This is a genomic window from Amycolatopsis sp. NPDC051045, from assembly GCF_040682955.1.
Lineage (GTDB): Bacteria > Actinomycetota > Actinomycetes > Mycobacteriales > Pseudonocardiaceae > Amycolatopsis.
Genome location: NZ_JBFBCC010000037.1, coordinates 1 through 14,705 on the forward strand (window position 1 = coordinate 1; position 14,705 = coordinate 14,705).

The 14,705-nt window shown below is 70.5% G+C and carries 14 protein-coding genes and 1 pseudogene; 7 read left to right on the top strand and 8 right to left on the bottom strand.

Annotation, left to right across the window (positions count from 1 at the left end; all coding sequences use genetic code 11):
• Nucleotides 1-123 precede the first annotated feature (123 nt).
• A complete protein-coding gene (locus AB0M80_RS41565; protein ID WP_364575942.1) occupies nucleotides 124-1,476 on the bottom strand; it encodes a TrpB-like pyridoxal phosphate-dependent enzyme in 1,353 nt (450 codons plus the stop codon).
• A 189-nt stretch (nucleotides 1,477-1,665) separates the two neighbouring features.
• Here AB0M80_RS41565 and AB0M80_RS41570 point away from each other — a divergent pair, with 189 nt between their 5' ends.
• Both AB0M80_RS41570 and AB0M80_RS41575 read left to right on the top strand, forming a co-directional pair.
• Nucleotides 1,666-2,331, top strand: a complete 666-nt coding sequence (locus AB0M80_RS41570) for a dienelactone hydrolase family protein (RefSeq protein WP_364575944.1) — start codon at nucleotides 1,666-1,668, stop codon at nucleotides 2,329-2,331.
• Nucleotides 2,332-2,415: 84 nt separating this feature from the next.
• Entirely contained in the window at nucleotides 2,416-2,886 is a 471-nt protein-coding gene (locus tag AB0M80_RS41575) for a VOC family protein (protein WP_364575945.1), read from the top strand.
• Nucleotides 2,887-2,896: 10 nt separating this feature from the next.
• On the opposite strand, the gene AB0M80_RS41580 is transcribed toward AB0M80_RS41575, so the two are convergent.
• Together AB0M80_RS41580 and AB0M80_RS41585 are read right to left on the bottom strand one after the other, a co-directional pair.
• The gene (locus AB0M80_RS41580) at nucleotides 2,897-3,655 is read right to left on the bottom strand and encodes an MBL fold metallo-hydrolase (RefSeq protein WP_364575947.1); all 759 of its coding nucleotides are present in this window, start codon (nucleotides 3,653-3,655) and stop codon (nucleotides 2,897-2,899) included.
• A 59-nt stretch (nucleotides 3,656-3,714) separates the two neighbouring features.
• Entirely contained in the window at nucleotides 3,715-4,302 is a 588-nt protein-coding gene (locus tag AB0M80_RS41585; RefSeq protein WP_364575949.1) for a TetR family transcriptional regulator, read from the bottom strand.
• A gap of 119 nt (nucleotides 4,303-4,421) precedes the next feature.
• Here AB0M80_RS41585 and AB0M80_RS41590 point away from each other — a divergent pair, with 119 nt between their 5' ends.
• Nucleotides 4,422-5,315 carry an SDR family oxidoreductase gene (locus tag AB0M80_RS41590; protein ID WP_364575951.1) on the top strand — a complete coding sequence of 298 codons (894 nt, stop codon included), beginning with the start codon at nucleotides 4,422-4,424 and terminating at the stop codon, nucleotides 5,313-5,315.
• 6 nt (nucleotides 5,316-5,321) lie between these two features.
• Here the strand turns inward: AB0M80_RS41590 and AB0M80_RS41595 are convergent, their stop codons facing one another.
• Nucleotides 5,322-5,540, bottom strand: a complete 219-nt coding sequence (locus tag AB0M80_RS41595) for a zinc-binding dehydrogenase (RefSeq protein ID WP_364575953.1) — start codon at nucleotides 5,538-5,540, stop codon at nucleotides 5,322-5,324.
• A gap of 201 nt (nucleotides 5,541-5,741) precedes the next feature.
• On the opposite strand from AB0M80_RS41595, the pseudogene AB0M80_RS41600 reads away from it, so the two are divergent.
• A pseudogene (locus tag AB0M80_RS41600) lies at nucleotides 5,742-5,861 on the top strand (phage tail protein); the annotation flags it as partial.
• A gap of 49 nt (nucleotides 5,862-5,910) precedes the next feature.
• On the opposite strand, the gene infA reads toward AB0M80_RS41600, so the two are convergent.
• Together infA and AB0M80_RS41610 are read right to left on the bottom strand one after the other, a co-directional pair.
• The gene (gene infA / locus AB0M80_RS41605) at nucleotides 5,911-6,135 is read right to left on the bottom strand and encodes a translation initiation factor IF-1 (protein WP_364575955.1); all 225 of its coding nucleotides are present in this window, start codon (nucleotides 6,133-6,135) and stop codon (nucleotides 5,911-5,913) included.
• The gene (locus tag AB0M80_RS41610; RefSeq protein ID WP_364575957.1) at nucleotides 6,135-6,884 is read right to left on the bottom strand and encodes a GNAT family N-acetyltransferase; all 750 of its coding nucleotides are present in this window, start codon (nucleotides 6,882-6,884) and stop codon (nucleotides 6,135-6,137) included. Before AB0M80_RS41610 ends, infA begins: the two co-directional genes overlap by 1 nt.
• Nucleotides 6,885-7,142: 258 nt before the next feature.
• On the opposite strand from AB0M80_RS41610, the gene AB0M80_RS41615 reads away from it, so the two are divergent.
• Complete coding sequence (locus tag AB0M80_RS41615; RefSeq protein ID WP_364575959.1) at nucleotides 7,143-7,769, top strand: glyoxalase; 627 nt, start codon at nucleotides 7,143-7,145, stop codon at nucleotides 7,767-7,769.
• 115 nt (nucleotides 7,770-7,884) lie between these two features.
• Here the strand turns inward: AB0M80_RS41615 and AB0M80_RS41620 are convergent, their stop codons facing one another.
• On the bottom strand, nucleotides 7,885-8,841 hold the full coding sequence (locus AB0M80_RS41620) for a TauD/TfdA family dioxygenase (RefSeq protein ID WP_364575961.1): 957 nt from the start codon (nucleotides 8,839-8,841) through the stop codon (nucleotides 7,885-7,887).
• Entirely contained in the window at nucleotides 8,813-12,553 is a 3,741-nt protein-coding gene (locus AB0M80_RS41625) for a tetratricopeptide repeat protein (RefSeq protein WP_364575963.1), read from the bottom strand. Before AB0M80_RS41625 ends, AB0M80_RS41620 begins: the two co-directional genes overlap by 29 nt.
• Before the next feature lie 193 nt (nucleotides 12,554-12,746).
• Here AB0M80_RS41625 and AB0M80_RS41630 point away from each other — a divergent pair, with 193 nt between their 5' ends.
• Both AB0M80_RS41630 and AB0M80_RS41635 read left to right on the top strand, forming a co-directional pair.
• Nucleotides 12,747-13,547 carry a DNA-formamidopyrimidine glycosylase family protein gene (locus AB0M80_RS41630; protein ID WP_364575965.1) on the top strand — a complete coding sequence of 267 codons (801 nt, stop codon included), beginning with the start codon at nucleotides 12,747-12,749 and terminating at the stop codon, nucleotides 13,545-13,547.
• 84 nt (nucleotides 13,548-13,631) lie between these two features.
• Entirely contained in the window at nucleotides 13,632-14,426 is a 795-nt protein-coding gene (locus AB0M80_RS41635) for a PIG-L family deacetylase (RefSeq protein WP_364575967.1), read from the top strand.
• Nucleotides 14,427-14,705 lie beyond the last annotated feature (279 nt).

Genomic DNA, 14,705 nt, shown 5'->3' on the forward strand with positions numbered 1-14,705 from the left:
ACCAACGGAACTTCCGCACCCGAGCCATCACAACCACCCCTTCCTCCAAGCGGTGTTGCAACAACCCCATGACTCCGAGCCACCTTGAGGGACGTAAGGTCCCGCAAGGTGGCATTCACGGTTTTACGGCAGGGTGGCCAGGGAAGCTTCGAGGGTGGCCGCGGACAGCTCGTTGTCCACCATGTCCCCGGCGAGGTAGGCGCCGTACGCCGGCAGGTCGAGGTGGGCGTGGCCGCACAGCGCCGTGAGGATCACCTTCTCCTCACCGGTTTCCTTGCACCGCAACGCTTCCTGGATGCACGCCGCGAGCGCGTGCGTCGGCTCGGGTGCCGGGATGATCCCTTCGGACCGCGCGAACTGCACCCCCGCCGCGAAGCACTCCTGCTGCCCGAGCGCGATCGCCTCGATGAGGCCGAGCTCGTAGATGTGCGAGATGAGCGGCGACATCCCGTGGTAGCGCAGGCCGCCCGCGTGGATCGGGTCGGGGATGAAGTCGTGGCCGAGCGTGTGCATCTTCAGCAACGGCGTGAGCCCGGCCGTGTCGCCGAAGTCGTAGGCGTACTTCCCGCGCGTCAGCGAGGGGCACGCGGCCGGCTCGACCGCGCGGATCACCGGGTCCATCCGGCCGGCCAGCTTTTCCCGCAGGAACGGGAAAGCGAGCCCACCGAAGTTGGAGCCGCCGCCGGTGCAGCCGACCAGGACGTCCGGGGTGTCGCCGGTCAGTTCGAACTGCTTCAGTGCTTCCTCGCCGATGATCGTCTGGTGCAGCAGCACGTGGTTGAGCACGCTGCCCAGCGCGTACCGCGCGTCCGGGTCCTGCGCCGCCTGCTCGACGGCTTCGCTGATCGCGATGCCGAGGCTGCCCGGCGAGTCGGGGTGCTCGGCGAGGATGGCCTTGCCGGACTCGGTCAGCTCGGACGGGCTGGGGTGCACCGTCGCGCCGAACGTCTCCATCATCAGCTTGCGGTAGGGCTTCTGGTCGTAGGACGCCCGCACCTGCCAGACCTCGCACTGGAGGCCGTACTGGGCGCAGGCGAAGGCGAGCGCGCTCCCCCACTGGCCGGCGCCGGTCTCGGTGGTGAGCCGTGTGACGCCTTCCTGTGCGTTGTAGAACGCCTGCGGCACGGCGGTGTTCGGCTTGTGGGAGCCGACCGGGCTGACGCCTTCGTACTTGTAGTAGATCCGCGCGGGGGTGCCCAGCACCTTCTCCAGCCGTCGCGCGCGAAACAGCGGCGACGGGCGCCAGAGCCGGTAGACCTCCCGGACCTCCTCGGGGATGTCGACATAGCGATCAGTCGTCACTTCCTGGGCGATGAGCGCCTGCGGGAACAGCGGGGCGAGGTCGTCCGGGCCGACGGGCTCGCGGGTGCCGGGGTGCAGCGGCGGTGGCGGCGGCTCGGGCAGGTCGGGGATGACGTTGTACCACTGGGTGGGGAGATCGGCTTCGTCCAGGACGTATTTGGTCTGCTCAGCCATCACGCCTCCTTGGTCGGCACCTCAACTTAGGACGCGCCCGGCCGCGTAGCCAGTACGGTGACCGGGTGAGGAATCCGGTCCTGATCGACGCTCCGGCCAACCTGGGGCTCCCCGGCGCCGCCTGGGCGTCGCCGACCACGTGAGCGCGGCGGCCGCCCTGGTCGCGGACATCTTGGAAAGGGCGTGGCGATGCTGACCGACCTCCCGATGTGGCACCCGCCGTCCGGCCGTGGCCCGGGTCTGGTGCTGATCCAGGAGATCTTCGGCCTGGACGACTACCTGCGGTCGGTCGCGGCGGAGCTGGCCGGGTCGGGGTACGTGGTGGCGATCCCGGAGCTGTTCCGGCGAACCGCGCCGGGCTGGTCGTCGACGCACGACGAAGTGGGTGTCGCGGCGTCGATGGAGGTGGCTGCGTCGTTCGACCCGGCGTTGGGGCTTTCCGACGTGCTGGAGACGGTGGCCCACCTCCGTTCCCTGCCCGCGGTGACGGGCGGAGTGGGCGTGCTGGGCTTCTGCTTGGGCGGCTCCCTGGCCTTCGCCGCCGCGGCCGAAGGCGACCCGGACGTGGCGGTGTCGTTCTACGGCTCGACGGTGGCGGAGCAGATCGACGGCCTTTCCCGGGTGACGTGCCCGATCCAGTTCCACTTCGGCGGGCGGGATCCGTACATCCCCCGGTCGGACGTGGCGGTGGTCGAGGCGGTGGTCGCCTCCCATCCGGGGGCGGAGATCCACGTGCAGGAAGAGGCGGGACACGCGTTCCACAACCACGTGGCCCCGATGTTCCACCACCCGGAGGCGGCAGCACGGGCCTGGGACCTGACGACGACGTTCCTGCGGCGGAACCTGCCGACGTGAGGGCACATCCCGAATCCCTACCTGCCGATGTGAGTGCGTGACGCGCCGCCGAACCGGGACAGCGAGCCCCGAAGGGAGATCACCATGGACGACACCGACCAGCGAGGCCCGGGGCGCGGGAAGATCCAGCGGATGGACAACATCGCCATCGTCGTCGACGACCTCGCCGCCGCGAAGGCGTTCTTCGCCGAACTCGGACTGGAACTGGAGGGCGAGGCGACCGTCGAGGGCAGCGCGGTGGATCGCCTCGTCGGGCTCGAAGGAGTCCGATCGGACATCGCGATGATGCGCACCCCGGACGGCCACGGGCGGCTCGAGCTGACCAAGTACCACACGCCGTCGAGCCGGGACGGCGACCCGAGCGCTCCGGCGAACACGCTGGGCGCCCATCGCATCATGTTCGCCGTCGAAGACGTCGACGACGTCCTCGACCGGTTGCGGCCGCACGGAGCCGAACTCCTCGGCGAGCTGGTGCAGTACGAGAACAGCTACCGGCTCTGCTACCTCCGCGGCCCCGCGGGCATCCTCGTCGCGCTGGCCGAGGCGACCGGGTGAACAGCGGAGTTCATCCGGACGACGGCCGGGCCTGCTGCAGGTTCGACTGGTGGGGCCCCGAGAGCCAGTCCTGATCGAGACGCGCGTCGACCGGTTCCTCTCCTCGCCGCAGCGCGTCGATGTAGGCGTGATCGGCGGCGAGGCGGGCCGCCACCTCGGGGCCCTTGGCCACCGCGCCGTGGCCGGGGACCAGGACGTCGACGTGCCGGGCGGCCTCACCCAGCCGCTCGAGTGCCGACTCGTACGCGCTCACCTGGCCGGGGCGGCGAAAGTCGAGGATGGGGATCAGGACGTCGGAGAGCATGTCGCCGGCGAGCAGGACGCCCCGATCCGCGAGGAACATCGCCGCGTGGCCGACGGCGTGGGCCTCGTGCTCGATGATCTCGCCCGGCACGGGGCTGCCGTCGGCGGGTAGCGGGGTGAGGAGCCCGATCAGTTCGAGAGGGATGCCCGACGCGCTCTCCGCCGCCATCGCCTGCGCCCGCTCCCGGGCTGCACCGGCCGCCTGGGCGCCGGCGGAGGTGGCGTAGCGCGGCACGTCGCCGAACCGGGAATGCCAGAGCAGGTGGTCCCAGTGCGGATGGGTCGAGAACCCGGCGACCACCGGAACACCGAGCCGGTCCACGTCATCGGCGAGCTGGTCCAGTTCCGAACCGTTGATGCCGGGATCGACCAGGACCAACCCATCCTCCCCGCGCACGACGACAGCGTTGCTCCAGACCCAGTCGCTCTGCCGGACCCAAACGCCGTCGGCCACCTGATTCAGCATCGCGTCACTCTGTCAGGTGGCTCCGTCCGACGCGAGTGGCAACGCCCTCCGGCCCGGCATCATCGCGGGATCCTCGCCGACGCCGCAGCGGTCAGGGTCAGCAGTTCGCGCAGCACCTCCGCGGCGATGTCGGCCAGAGAACGCTGCTCGTCCTCGCGAATCCACTGGCCGAACGCGATCGCGAACACGGTGGCGCCCGACTCCGCCGCCAGGGTGGCGGCCACCTCGTCGACGCCTCGGCGGCGCAGGGCGTCGGCGACCGTGGTGGCGATGCTGGCGAGCTTGTGCCGCTCGCGTTCCCGCAGCGCCGGGTGCTGGTCGATGATCGATTGCCGGCTCCGGGAATGTGCCCGGCGCTCGTCCGGGAAGAAGGACGTCGCGGACTGCAGCGCGGAGGCGACGACCTCGATCGGGGACGCGTCCGGTGGTGCTGTGTCGACGCCGGCGAGGAACGCTTCCACGAGCAGCTGCTGCCCGAAGAAGAGGACCTCGCGCTTGTCGCTGAAGTGGCGGAAGAAGGTGCGCTCGGTCAGGCCGACCGACTCGGCGATCTCCGTGGCGGTCGTCTGCTCGAACCCGCGCGTGGCGAACAGCTCCAGAGCGGCCTTCTGGAGCCGCTCGGCAGCTCCCGGTTCCCAACGCACCATGCGGCCGAGTGTAGTGATGACAGCGGCTGACTTGAAGTGTACGGTGACGTCTGCGGCTGACGTCAGTCGCAGACATCAGTGCTTCGCCGATGGGCGCAGCCGTCGAGGGAGATCACCTCATGCACGTTTTCGTCACCGGAGCCTCCGGCTGGATCGGCTCGGCCGTCGTCGCCGACCTGCTCGCCGCGGGCCACGAAGTCACCGGACTGGCCCGATCCGAAGCGTCCGCCGCCGCAGTGGAAGCGAAGGGCGCGCACGTTCGCCGCGGTGACCTGGACGACTTGGACAGCATCCGCGCCGGCGCCGAAGACGCCGACGCCGTCGTCCACCTCGCGAACAAGCACGACTTCGCCAACCCGGCCGTCTCGAACGCGGCCGAGCGAGCCGCCGTCCAGACCATCGGCGACGCGCTCGTCGGCACCGACCGCCCGTTCCTGGTCGCCTCCGGTGTCGCCGGCCTCGCCCAGGGCCGGTCCGTCACCGAGGACGACGCGTCCCCGTTCCACGGCCCCGGCTCGCCGCGGGGCGGCAGCGAGAACCTTGCGTTCGAGTTCGTCGACCACGGGGTACGCACCGTGAGCCTGCGCTTCGCCCCGAGCGTCCACGGCCCCGGCGACCACGGGTTCATCGCCATCCTCGCCGCGATCGCCCGCGAGAAGGGCGTCTCCGGCTACCCCGGCGACGGCACCCACCGTTGGGCCGCCGTGCACCGCACCGACGCCGCCCGGATGGTCACCCTCGGGCTCGGGAAGGCCGCGGCAGGCACCCGCCTGCACGCCGTCGCCGAAGAAGGCGTGCCGACGCGCGAGATCGCGGAGGCCATCGGCCGCGCGTTCGACCTGCCGGTCGCGGCGATCCCCTCGGACGACGTCCAGGCCCACTTCGGGTGGATCGGCACCTTCTTCGCCCTGGACCTCGCAGCGACCAGTACCGCGACGCAGAAACTGCTCGGCTGGACACCCAGCGGACCCACTCTCGTCGACGACCTCGCCGCAGGCGCGTACTCGGCGTAGGCACGGCTAAGGGATGAGCACGATCTTGCCGCGGGTGTGCCTGCGCATCCGGTCGCGGTACGCGGCGCGCACCTCGGCGAGCGGGTAACTCGCGGCGATCGGGACGTCGAGATCGCCGGTCGCGACCAGCTTGGCCAGTTCGGCCAGCACCGCCGCGTTGGCCGAGCCGGCCATGCCCTCGCTCTTGGCGCCGGTACGGGCCGCCCCGGCGAAGTCGATGGTCACTGGGATACGCGTCGGAATTCTCGTTCGCGGCCGCCTTCAAACGCCATCACGGCGTGTCACCCGGCCGGTGGCGAACGGCTCCGAAGGCCGAGGCCGGTTCGACCGGTGAGGAACACCGGCCGAACCGGAGCCGGTGCCGGCCGGTCGCGGCTACTGTGCTCGACGATCTCCAGCAGGTCCCCGACCCGCTCGACCGCATCGCAGCTTTCCGAGGGGATGGAGGTTCCCGCGGAACTCGCCTCGTTCAAGTTCGCCCGCCAGAAGTCGAAGCTGGCCGGAACCATCCGCGGCTCCTACTTCGTCATCAAGAACGAGTACTGACCCGGAAGCCGTCGCCAGGGCCTGAGGCCCTGGCGACGGCTTCACCGCACTAGTTCCGGTAGCGGAACATGATCCGTCCGCGGTTCAGGTCGTACGGGCTCAGCTCCACCAGGACCCGGTCGAACGGCAGGATCTTGATGAAGTTCTTCCGGATCTTGCCGCTGATGTGCGCGAGGACCTTGTGCCCGTTCTCGAGCTCCACCCGGAACGTCGCGTTCCGGAGGCACTCGACCACGGTGCCCTCCACTTCGATGCCACCCGCGTTGTTCGCCATCAGCGCAGCACCAGCTCGAGGTTGCTGCTCACCCGGCGGGCCCCGACGCCCTCGAACAGCGCGGTGGCCGCTGGGTTCGCCTCGTTCACTTCGGCCGATGCCGTCTCAATTCCCTTGTGGTGCAACGCATCCAGCACGTGGGAGAGCAGCGCGCGGGCGATCCCGCGGCGCTGCCGGTCGGCGCGGACCGCGATCAGGCCGATCCGCGGCTGCCGGGTCACCGCCACCACCCGGGCCAAGCCCACGTAACCGTCCGCCGACGCGGCCACGACGTACTTCGCGAGGTCCATCGCGCCGTCCGGGTGGGCCGGCACCTCGGCCGGCATCTCCGCCCAGCCGAGCGACGCCTCGACTTCGGCGCGGATCACGTCGTCCAGCGAGCGCAGCGCATCCTGGTCGGACGCGGGCGCGATCGTCACCCCCGGCGGTGGGGGCACCGGACCCGGCGCCGTGGGGACGAGGTACTCCCACTCGCGGCGCCGCGTCGTGAAGCCGACGGATTCCCAGTGGGACTTGAGAGGCACATCGGCCTCGTCGACCACTGTGTACAGCGGCCTCGGCAGGGCGGGCAGCATCGCGGTGGCGAGCCGGGCGAAGTCCGCGTCGTGCCACGTGTCGATGCTGAGGAAGAGCCGGCCGTCGGGCCGGGGGGACGCTTCGCCGCGGCCGACCACCCGGTCGTCGTCGAGAGCGTGCCAGTGCCGCTCCGCGACCCGGGTGATCACCGGCTCGTGTTGCAGGAAGTTCATGGTGTCGCCTTTCGGGAGTGCCTGATCGAGGCGCTCCCGACGACACCTACGTCGGCCGCCCGCCCGTGACGACGAGGGGGAGCACCCACAGCGTTGCAACGTTCACGGGTCTCACCTCCACGGGCCGGGTCACGGGACTGCGGCAAGCTATCAGCCCGCGGCCCGTCCTGCCCACTCCTTTTTTCGCGGCGGCGAGCCGCGGCGGACCGGTCAGGAATCGAGAAGCGCCGGTCAGGGGCCGGACCTAGCGTTACCGGCATGACGAACATCGAAACCATCACCCTCGAAGTTGCCGACACCGCCGCCGCCGAGCGCTTCTACGCCGACGCGTTCGGGCTCACCACCCAGCTGCGTTTCCGGACTTCGGCGGAACCGAGCATCGGCTTCCGCGGGTTCACCCTCTCCCTCACCGTGCCCCAGCCCGCCGACGTCGACTCCCTGATCGGGACCGCCCTCGCGGCCGGCGCCACGACGATCAAGCCGGCCACGAAGTCCATGTGGGGCTACGGCGGCACCGTCCAAGCTCCGGACGGGACGATCTGGAAGCTCGCGACCTCCGCCAAGAAGAACACCGGCCCGGCCACCCGCGAGATCGACGCCGTCGTGCTCCTGCTGGGCGTCGCCGACGTGGCCGCGAGCAAGAAGTTCTACCTCGACCGCGGCCTGACCGTGGCGAAGAGCTTCGGCCGGATGTACGTCGAGTTCGACGCCGGGGAGAGCCCGCTCAAGCTCGCGCTGTACCGCCGCAAGGCGCTCGCGAAGGACGCCGGTGTCGCCCCCGAGGGCAGCGGCTCGCACCGGATCGCGGTCAGCGGCGCGGCCGAGCCGTTCACCGACCCGGACGGGTTCGCCTGGGAAACCCCCGCCGCCGCGAACCTCTCCTGACCAGCGGCGCAGCAGCTCGGCCGGGTACCCCCTGACCTTCGCCCTCACCGCCGTGGTCATCCTGCCGACCCTCCTGCCGGCGCGACCGGCGTCCGTGACGGCGTTCCGGCCGGGGTCACCAGAGGCCGGACACCACCCGGCCGGACGCGCCACCATCCACGTGGATCCGGCGGATGTCCCGCACCAGGTTCACCCGCTTCAGCCAGCGGTCGGCGCCGTCGTAGCGCGGCCGGAAGGGTTGACGGCCGTGGAGGACCTGGTAGTTGTCCAGGAAAAGCGCGTCGCCCGGACGCAGCACCACGTGCTCGACGCGGCGCGCCAAAGCTTCGTCGAGCGCGCTCATCGCCTGGATGGCGACCAGGTCACCGCTCTTGGCGAAGACGAAGTCGGGATCGTAACGGAGATAGGGGCGCCCGGCCGGCCCGAAGACGATCGACTGGCCCTCGGGTGGGGTCAGGGCGCCTGGCATGTCGTGCGAGTTGTCCGGCCGGAAGTGGAACCTGCGTTCGCGCAACGCACGCAGGACGTCCGCCGGCAGGTCGAGAACGCTCAGGCGGACGACGGTGGTGCCCGTCCGGTCCGGGTTGCGCAGGCAGTACAGGCCGACGTAGTCCCCGCGGGCGCTGTGGAAGGCGTCTTCGGTGTGCAGGCTCAACGAAGTGGTGCTGCTGGCGCTGGTGTCACCGTCTTCCAGGCCCCGGGCCGGGCACACGTCGTGCACCAGCCGGCCGCACTGCTGGCTCATCCACCCGAGCGGATCGGCGAGCGCGGAAGCGCAGATCAGCAGCACCATTCCCGCAAGCCGGCCCGCTGCCGTCTCCGCGGCCGCCTGCCAGTCCGCCGGGGTGGGCGGGAGGTTCTCGACCGCCGGCAGGCCCGAGACCATCGTGAGGTCGCTTTCCACCACCCGGGCGGCGGTCAGGTGTTCGCGCAACCGTGCCGGCAGCCGCGCGGCAGCGAGGGCCGCGGCCTCGGCGAGCCGATCGGGCTCGGTGACCTCGTCGGGAAACGTCCGGTCGGCCAGCGCGCCGATCGACGCGCGTTCACCCTCTGTCAGCGTGATCCGCATCATGCGCTGCTCCCGGGGATCGCAGTCGTGCGAGGTATTCACGGGTGTCACCGGCTTCCGAAGCACCGATGCGCTCGAAGATCGTCAACGCGGTCCGCAGGTCGCGGGCCGCGGCGTCCAGCTGGGCCGACTGCGCCGCGCAGCGGCCTCGCCCGTCCAGTGCCCGCGCTTCCTCCAGGGGGCTGGTGACGGCTCGGGCGAGGCTCAACGCCCCCTCGTAGTGCGACGCTGCTTCGTCGACCCGGCCGGTTGCCATCAACAGCACGCCGATGTGGTTCAAGGCTTCGGCTTCGCCCAGGCGATTGCCCAGCTCGCGGTAGATCTCAAGAGCCTTTACCTGGCTCTGCTCGGCGGCGGCCAGATCGCCGATCCGGTGCTGCGCGGCGCCCAGTTCGTTGAGGCCGCCCGCTTCGCCGAGCCGGTCGCCCAGCGTGCGGGAGATGCCCAGGGCCTGTTCGTGGGCGTCGATGGCCTTCCGGTGCTTGCCCACCATCCGCCACACCACCGCGAGACTGTTGAGCGCGAAGGACTCGTGGAACCCGTCGCCGGCTCGGTGGTAACCCTGCACGGCCCGGGTGTTCGCCTCGATCGCGCCGTCGAAATCGCCCATCGTGCGGCGGGCGATGCCCAGTTCGTTCCAAGCATCGGCCTGCCCGAGCTGGTCGCCGAGTTCTTCATAGAGGCACAATGCCTTCGAGTGCGCAGCGACCGCTGCTTGGTAGTCCCCGTCGACCAGGTTGACGATGCCCAGCTCGTTGAGCGCGAATGCCTCGCTGGTGCGCTCGCCCAGGTCCCGTGCCATCTCCAGCGCCCGCGTGTAGGCCGCGGCGGCGCCCGGGTAGTCGTCGACCAGGCGCCGCACGACACCGAGTTGCGCCCAGGCGGCCACCTGCCCGGCTTCGTCGTCGAGGGCGGTGTAGCCCGCCAGCGCCGCCGAGTGCGACTCGACGGCCGCGTGGTAGTCGCCCATCCGCCGCTGCACATTCCCCAGCCGGTTGAGCGCGTCGGCCCGGGCGAGGTCGTACCCGTTGCGGGCCGCGGACTCCGCCGCCGCCTGGTGCAACCGCAGCGCCTGGTCCCACGGCCCGACGATGTAGAGGAACTTGGCCAGGCTCTCCGCCAGCCCGATCACCTGGTCGTGCCACGCGTTGCCGATGGCGAACTCGGCGCAGGCGATCAGGTTCACCGCCTCGGTGCGCATCCAGGCCCATGCCTCCATCCGGCTGCTGAGCCGCACCCGGTGTTCGGTCAGCGCGTGGGCCCGGGTGTCGGCCCCGGGGTCGCGCAGCCCGTCCGTGGTGACGTCCTGGGCGATGTGGTACGCGGCGACCGCAGCGGTGGCGCGGTAGTAGCCGAAGAGCCGGTCGACGGCCTGCTCGCGGTCGGCCGCGGCGTCGCCTTGGCTGAGCTTGCGGCCGTATTCGCGGATCAGGTCGTGCATCCGGTAGCGGTCGAACGCGGGCTCGTCGAGGAGGTGGTCGTTGTAGAGGCCCTCGAGGTGCGCACCGGCCTCGGCCACCGGGACGTCCGCCAACGCCGCGGCGCCGTGGGCGTCCAGCTCCGGCCCGGGGTGCAAGCCGAGCCGCCGGAAGAACCGCTGCCGTTCGGCGGTGAGTTCGCGGTAGGACAGGTCGAAGGCAGCGGCCACCTCGATGTCCTCCGCGCGGAGCTCACCGAGCCGGTCGTGCGTCGAGTCCAGTTCGCCGGCCAGGTCGGCGACGCTCCACCGCGGACGGCTGCGCAACCGCCCGGCCAGCAGGGAAACCGCCAGTGGCAGCATCCCGCACAGCCGGACCACCTGGCTGACGTGCTCGTTCTCGGTGGCCCCACCCGTTCGGCCGGACAGGCGCGTGAACAGCGACGCCGCCTCGTCGAGGGGCAGGATGTCCAGCGGCAGGGTCACCACGCCACTCAGCGCGGTGAGCCGGCGGCGGCTGGTGATCATCACCAGCGAACCGGGACTGGCCGGCAACAGGGGTTCGACCTGGGCGTAGCTGACGGCGTCGTCGAGGATCAGCAGGACCCGGCGGCCCGCCAGCCGATCGCGCCACATCGCCACCCGTGCGTCCGGATCGGCAGGCACCTGCTGGGCCGGCACCCCGATGGTGGCCAGCAGGGCCGCCAGGACGTTGACCGGGTCGGCAGGCTGCTGCCCCGGTGTGTGCCCGTGCAGGCGGACGAACAACTGCGCGTCCGGGAACCGGTCGGCCAGCAGATGCCCGGCGTGGACGGCGAAGGCCGTCTTGCCGACCCCGGCCATCCCGTCGACGGCGTGGATCGCGACCGCGTCACCGCTCCGGGCGGCCTCGCTAACCGCGTCGGACAACCAGGCGAGTTCCGCAGCTCGGCCGGTGTAGGCCGGTACGTCGCGCGGAAGTGTCCGCAAGGCGAGTTGCGGATTGTCCTGCTGACCCACTCGAATACCTTCTTGATCTGCTTTTCCGGCACGAAGACCCGGAGTGTAGGGGTCAAGTGCTGCAGCGGTATCGGAAGGAACACCATCGAGGACGGCGAACTGACCTGCGGAGTTCATCAAGTGCTGCTGGAGATACACCGGGTTGTCCGGATAAGGGTGATCGGGCAGGCTCACCCAGCCGATCGCGCATGTTTCCTTGGCTTGGACGAGGAAAGGCCGATAAGTACCCGGCGAACCGTTCTCGCTGTGCCGAACCACTTCGTCGAAGAACCACGAAGAGACCATGACCGCGAGCACACCGGGCGAATTCGCCAGCGCCGCTTTCAATGGCTGCGCATCGGCCAGCCGGAACGTCAGGATCACCGACGCCGCCGTCACGCCGTGGCTGTCGTACCTGACCTCTCCGGCGTGCAACGCCATCCGCAGCCGGATGTGTTCTTCGGGGGTGGCGCGCCGGTTGTGGGCGTTCAGGCCTTCGACGAGCGCGGTGGGCAGCACGTCGACGAAGACCGACTTCGGGGTTTCGGGCGGGGCCAGCACGAAAACGCCGTCCCCGCGATCTTCGTGGTAGCACGTATCCCACGAGATACCGGCCTGCCGGAACGCCCGGCGCAACGTTTCGTACATCGTGTCCCGGACGGCGACCTGGTGGTGGTTGGCCCGGCGGTGCTCGCCGAACCCTTCGACATCGACCACGAGCACGGTTCGATGAACCGCCAGGGGAAATTGCGGAGACTTGCCCACCGGATCGGGCGCGAACTCGACCGGCGGCAACAGCGGAAGCTCCCCCACCGGCGGTTCCGGGTAGGCGGGCTGATCGGTCAGTAGCCGAAGCAGGGATTCTGCACCGGCCAAGGAAAATTGGTCGACCCGGTACACCGTCGTGCTGGCGGCGGCGAGGAAGTCCGGCACGCCGTCGAGTGTCTGCCCGGGCAGGACCACGGGCACGAAGCGGTCCAGCGCATGCGGATCGCGGTAAAAGGCGTTTCGGATCAGCCGGGCTTCCCACTGCACGCCCCGACCGACGTCCGGGCCGGTGCGCCCCTCCGCGCGTTCCCGGTACCACGAAGAGGCGATGACCAGGATGTGATCGGCCTCCCGGACCTGGTCGGCCATCCACAAGGACCAATCCTGCCGCCGGTGCTCCGCGGAAAGGTCCAGCCTGGCGTCGACTCCGCAGGACCGCAGAAACACCCACAACTCGCGTACCATTCGATTGTCGGCGGCCGAACCGGGTCCCTGGGCGTAGGAGATGAACACCCGCCGCGGTCGCGGCTTCGGGCCGGATCGCTCGCTCACCGCCAGCCCCCTCGCCTCACCGAACGCTCACGGGCCCCTCGTGCAGGGTATCCCGGCGAACCGGAGCCGATGGCGGGATAAATACGACAAATCAAGGACAAACCGGCTTCCCCGGAAATGGGAAAGATCATTGTGCGCCGGAGTACGCGACACTGGCGAGCGGCCGGGCCGGAGCCGGGGCAGACTGAAGTGCGTGCCCGAACTCCCCGAAGTGGAACTCGCCCGCCAGGTCCTCACCGGTGCGCTCGGCCGGAAGATCCGCCAGGTCGACGACCACGACGACTGGGTCTGCCGCCCGCACGCGCCCGGGGACATCGCCACCGCGCTGCGGGGCGGGCGGCTCACCGAAGCGCACCGGCGGGGCAAGACGCTGTGGTGCGAAACGGAAAACGGCGACGGGCAGCCCGGCCCGAACCTCGGACTGCACCTGGGGATGGCCGGCCAGCTGCGGTTCGCCGGCGAGAGCGGACCACCCGGCCCGCAACGGTTTCGCGGCCGCGAAGAGAAGCCCGAGTGGTTCCGGTTCGGCATCACCTTCGCCGACGGCGAACAACTGCGCCTGTTCGACACGCGGCGGCTCAGCCGGGTGCGGCTCGACCCGGATCTCGACGCACTCGGCCCGGACGCCGGGGAGATCTCGCGCCGCGACTTCGCCGAACGCGTCGGCCGTGGGCGGGCGCCGCTGAAGGCGCGGCTGCTGGACCAGTCGGTCGTGGCCGGGATCGGCAACCTGCTGGCCGACGAGACCCTCTGGCAGGCCGCGCTCGACCCGGCCCGCCCGGTGAACGAGCTGGCCGACGCCGACCTCGCGGACCTGCACAAGGCGCTGAGGAAGGCGTTGCGCGCGGCCATCCGCCACGGCGGCGTGCACACCGGCGAGATCATCGGCCACCGCCGGGCGGGCGACCACTGCCCGCGCTGCGGCGCGGAGATGAGCCACGGCACGGTCGGCGGCCGGTCGACCTGGTGGTGCTCGAAGGAACAAGCCGGCTAGCGCGGTGTGGCCGCCGGGCGTTCCGCGGCAGGACCGCACGCCGGCGGGCGGATTTTGTCGGTGCCTTTCGGTAGCGTCGCGGGCATGGCAACACTGGTGACCTTCCACGCCCACCCGGACGACGAGTGCCTCCGCACCGCGGGCGTCATGCGCAAAGCCGTCGACGAGGGGCACCGGGTCGTGCTCGTCGTCGCCACCAAGGGCGAAGTCGGCGAAGTACCCGACGGCTTTCTCGCCGAGGGCGAAAAGCTCGAGGACCGGCGAGTCGAGGAGTCGCACGCGGCGGCGGAGATCCTCGGCGTCGAACGCGTCGAGTTCCTCGGCTACCGCGACTCGGGGATGATGGGCGAGCCGACGAACGACGATCCGGCGTGCTTCTGGCGCGCCGACGTCGAGAAGGCGGCCGAGCAGCTCGCGGCGATCCTGCGCGAGGAGTCGGCCGACGTGCTGACGGTCTACGACGACAACGGCGACTACGGCCACCCGGACCACATCCAGGTCCACCGCGTCGGCATCCGGGCCGCCGAGCTGGCCGGCACGGCCCGGGTCTTCCAGGCGACGTTCAACCGCGAGTTCATGCAACGCGGCTTCGAAGCGGCCGTCGAGCAGGGCCTGATGCCCCCCGAGGCGGCGCCGAAGCCACCGGAGAACGTGGAGTTCGGCAAACCCGAAGCGGAGATCACGGCGGCGGTCGACGTGTCGAAGTACGCGCCGGTCAAGCGCGCGGCGATGCGGGCCCACCCGAGCCAGATCAGCGAGGACATGTTCATGCTGGCCATGCCGGACGACGCCTTCGCGTTCGCGTTCGGCACGGAGTGGTTCATCCGGGCAGGCCAAGGGCCGGGCATCACAGAGACAGATCTCCTGGCAGGCCTCTAAGGCCAGGCCGGCCCGGCACGCTCCGGGCCCGTGTTGACCCTCCAAGCACGCGAGTCGTCCGTCCAGGTACGCGAGTCGTCCGTCCAGGTCCGCGAGTCGTCCGTCCAGGTACGCGAGTTCGCCGCTCCGGTACGCCGAACCGGGTGACGAGACCCGTAACTCGCGTGATTGGAGGCGTAACTCGCGTGATTGAGCGGCGATCTCGCGTGTTTGGGGGCCGTCAGGCGAGGGCGGTGGTTGCGTGCGGGCCGGGCGGGTGGTGCCGTTCAATGGTCACGA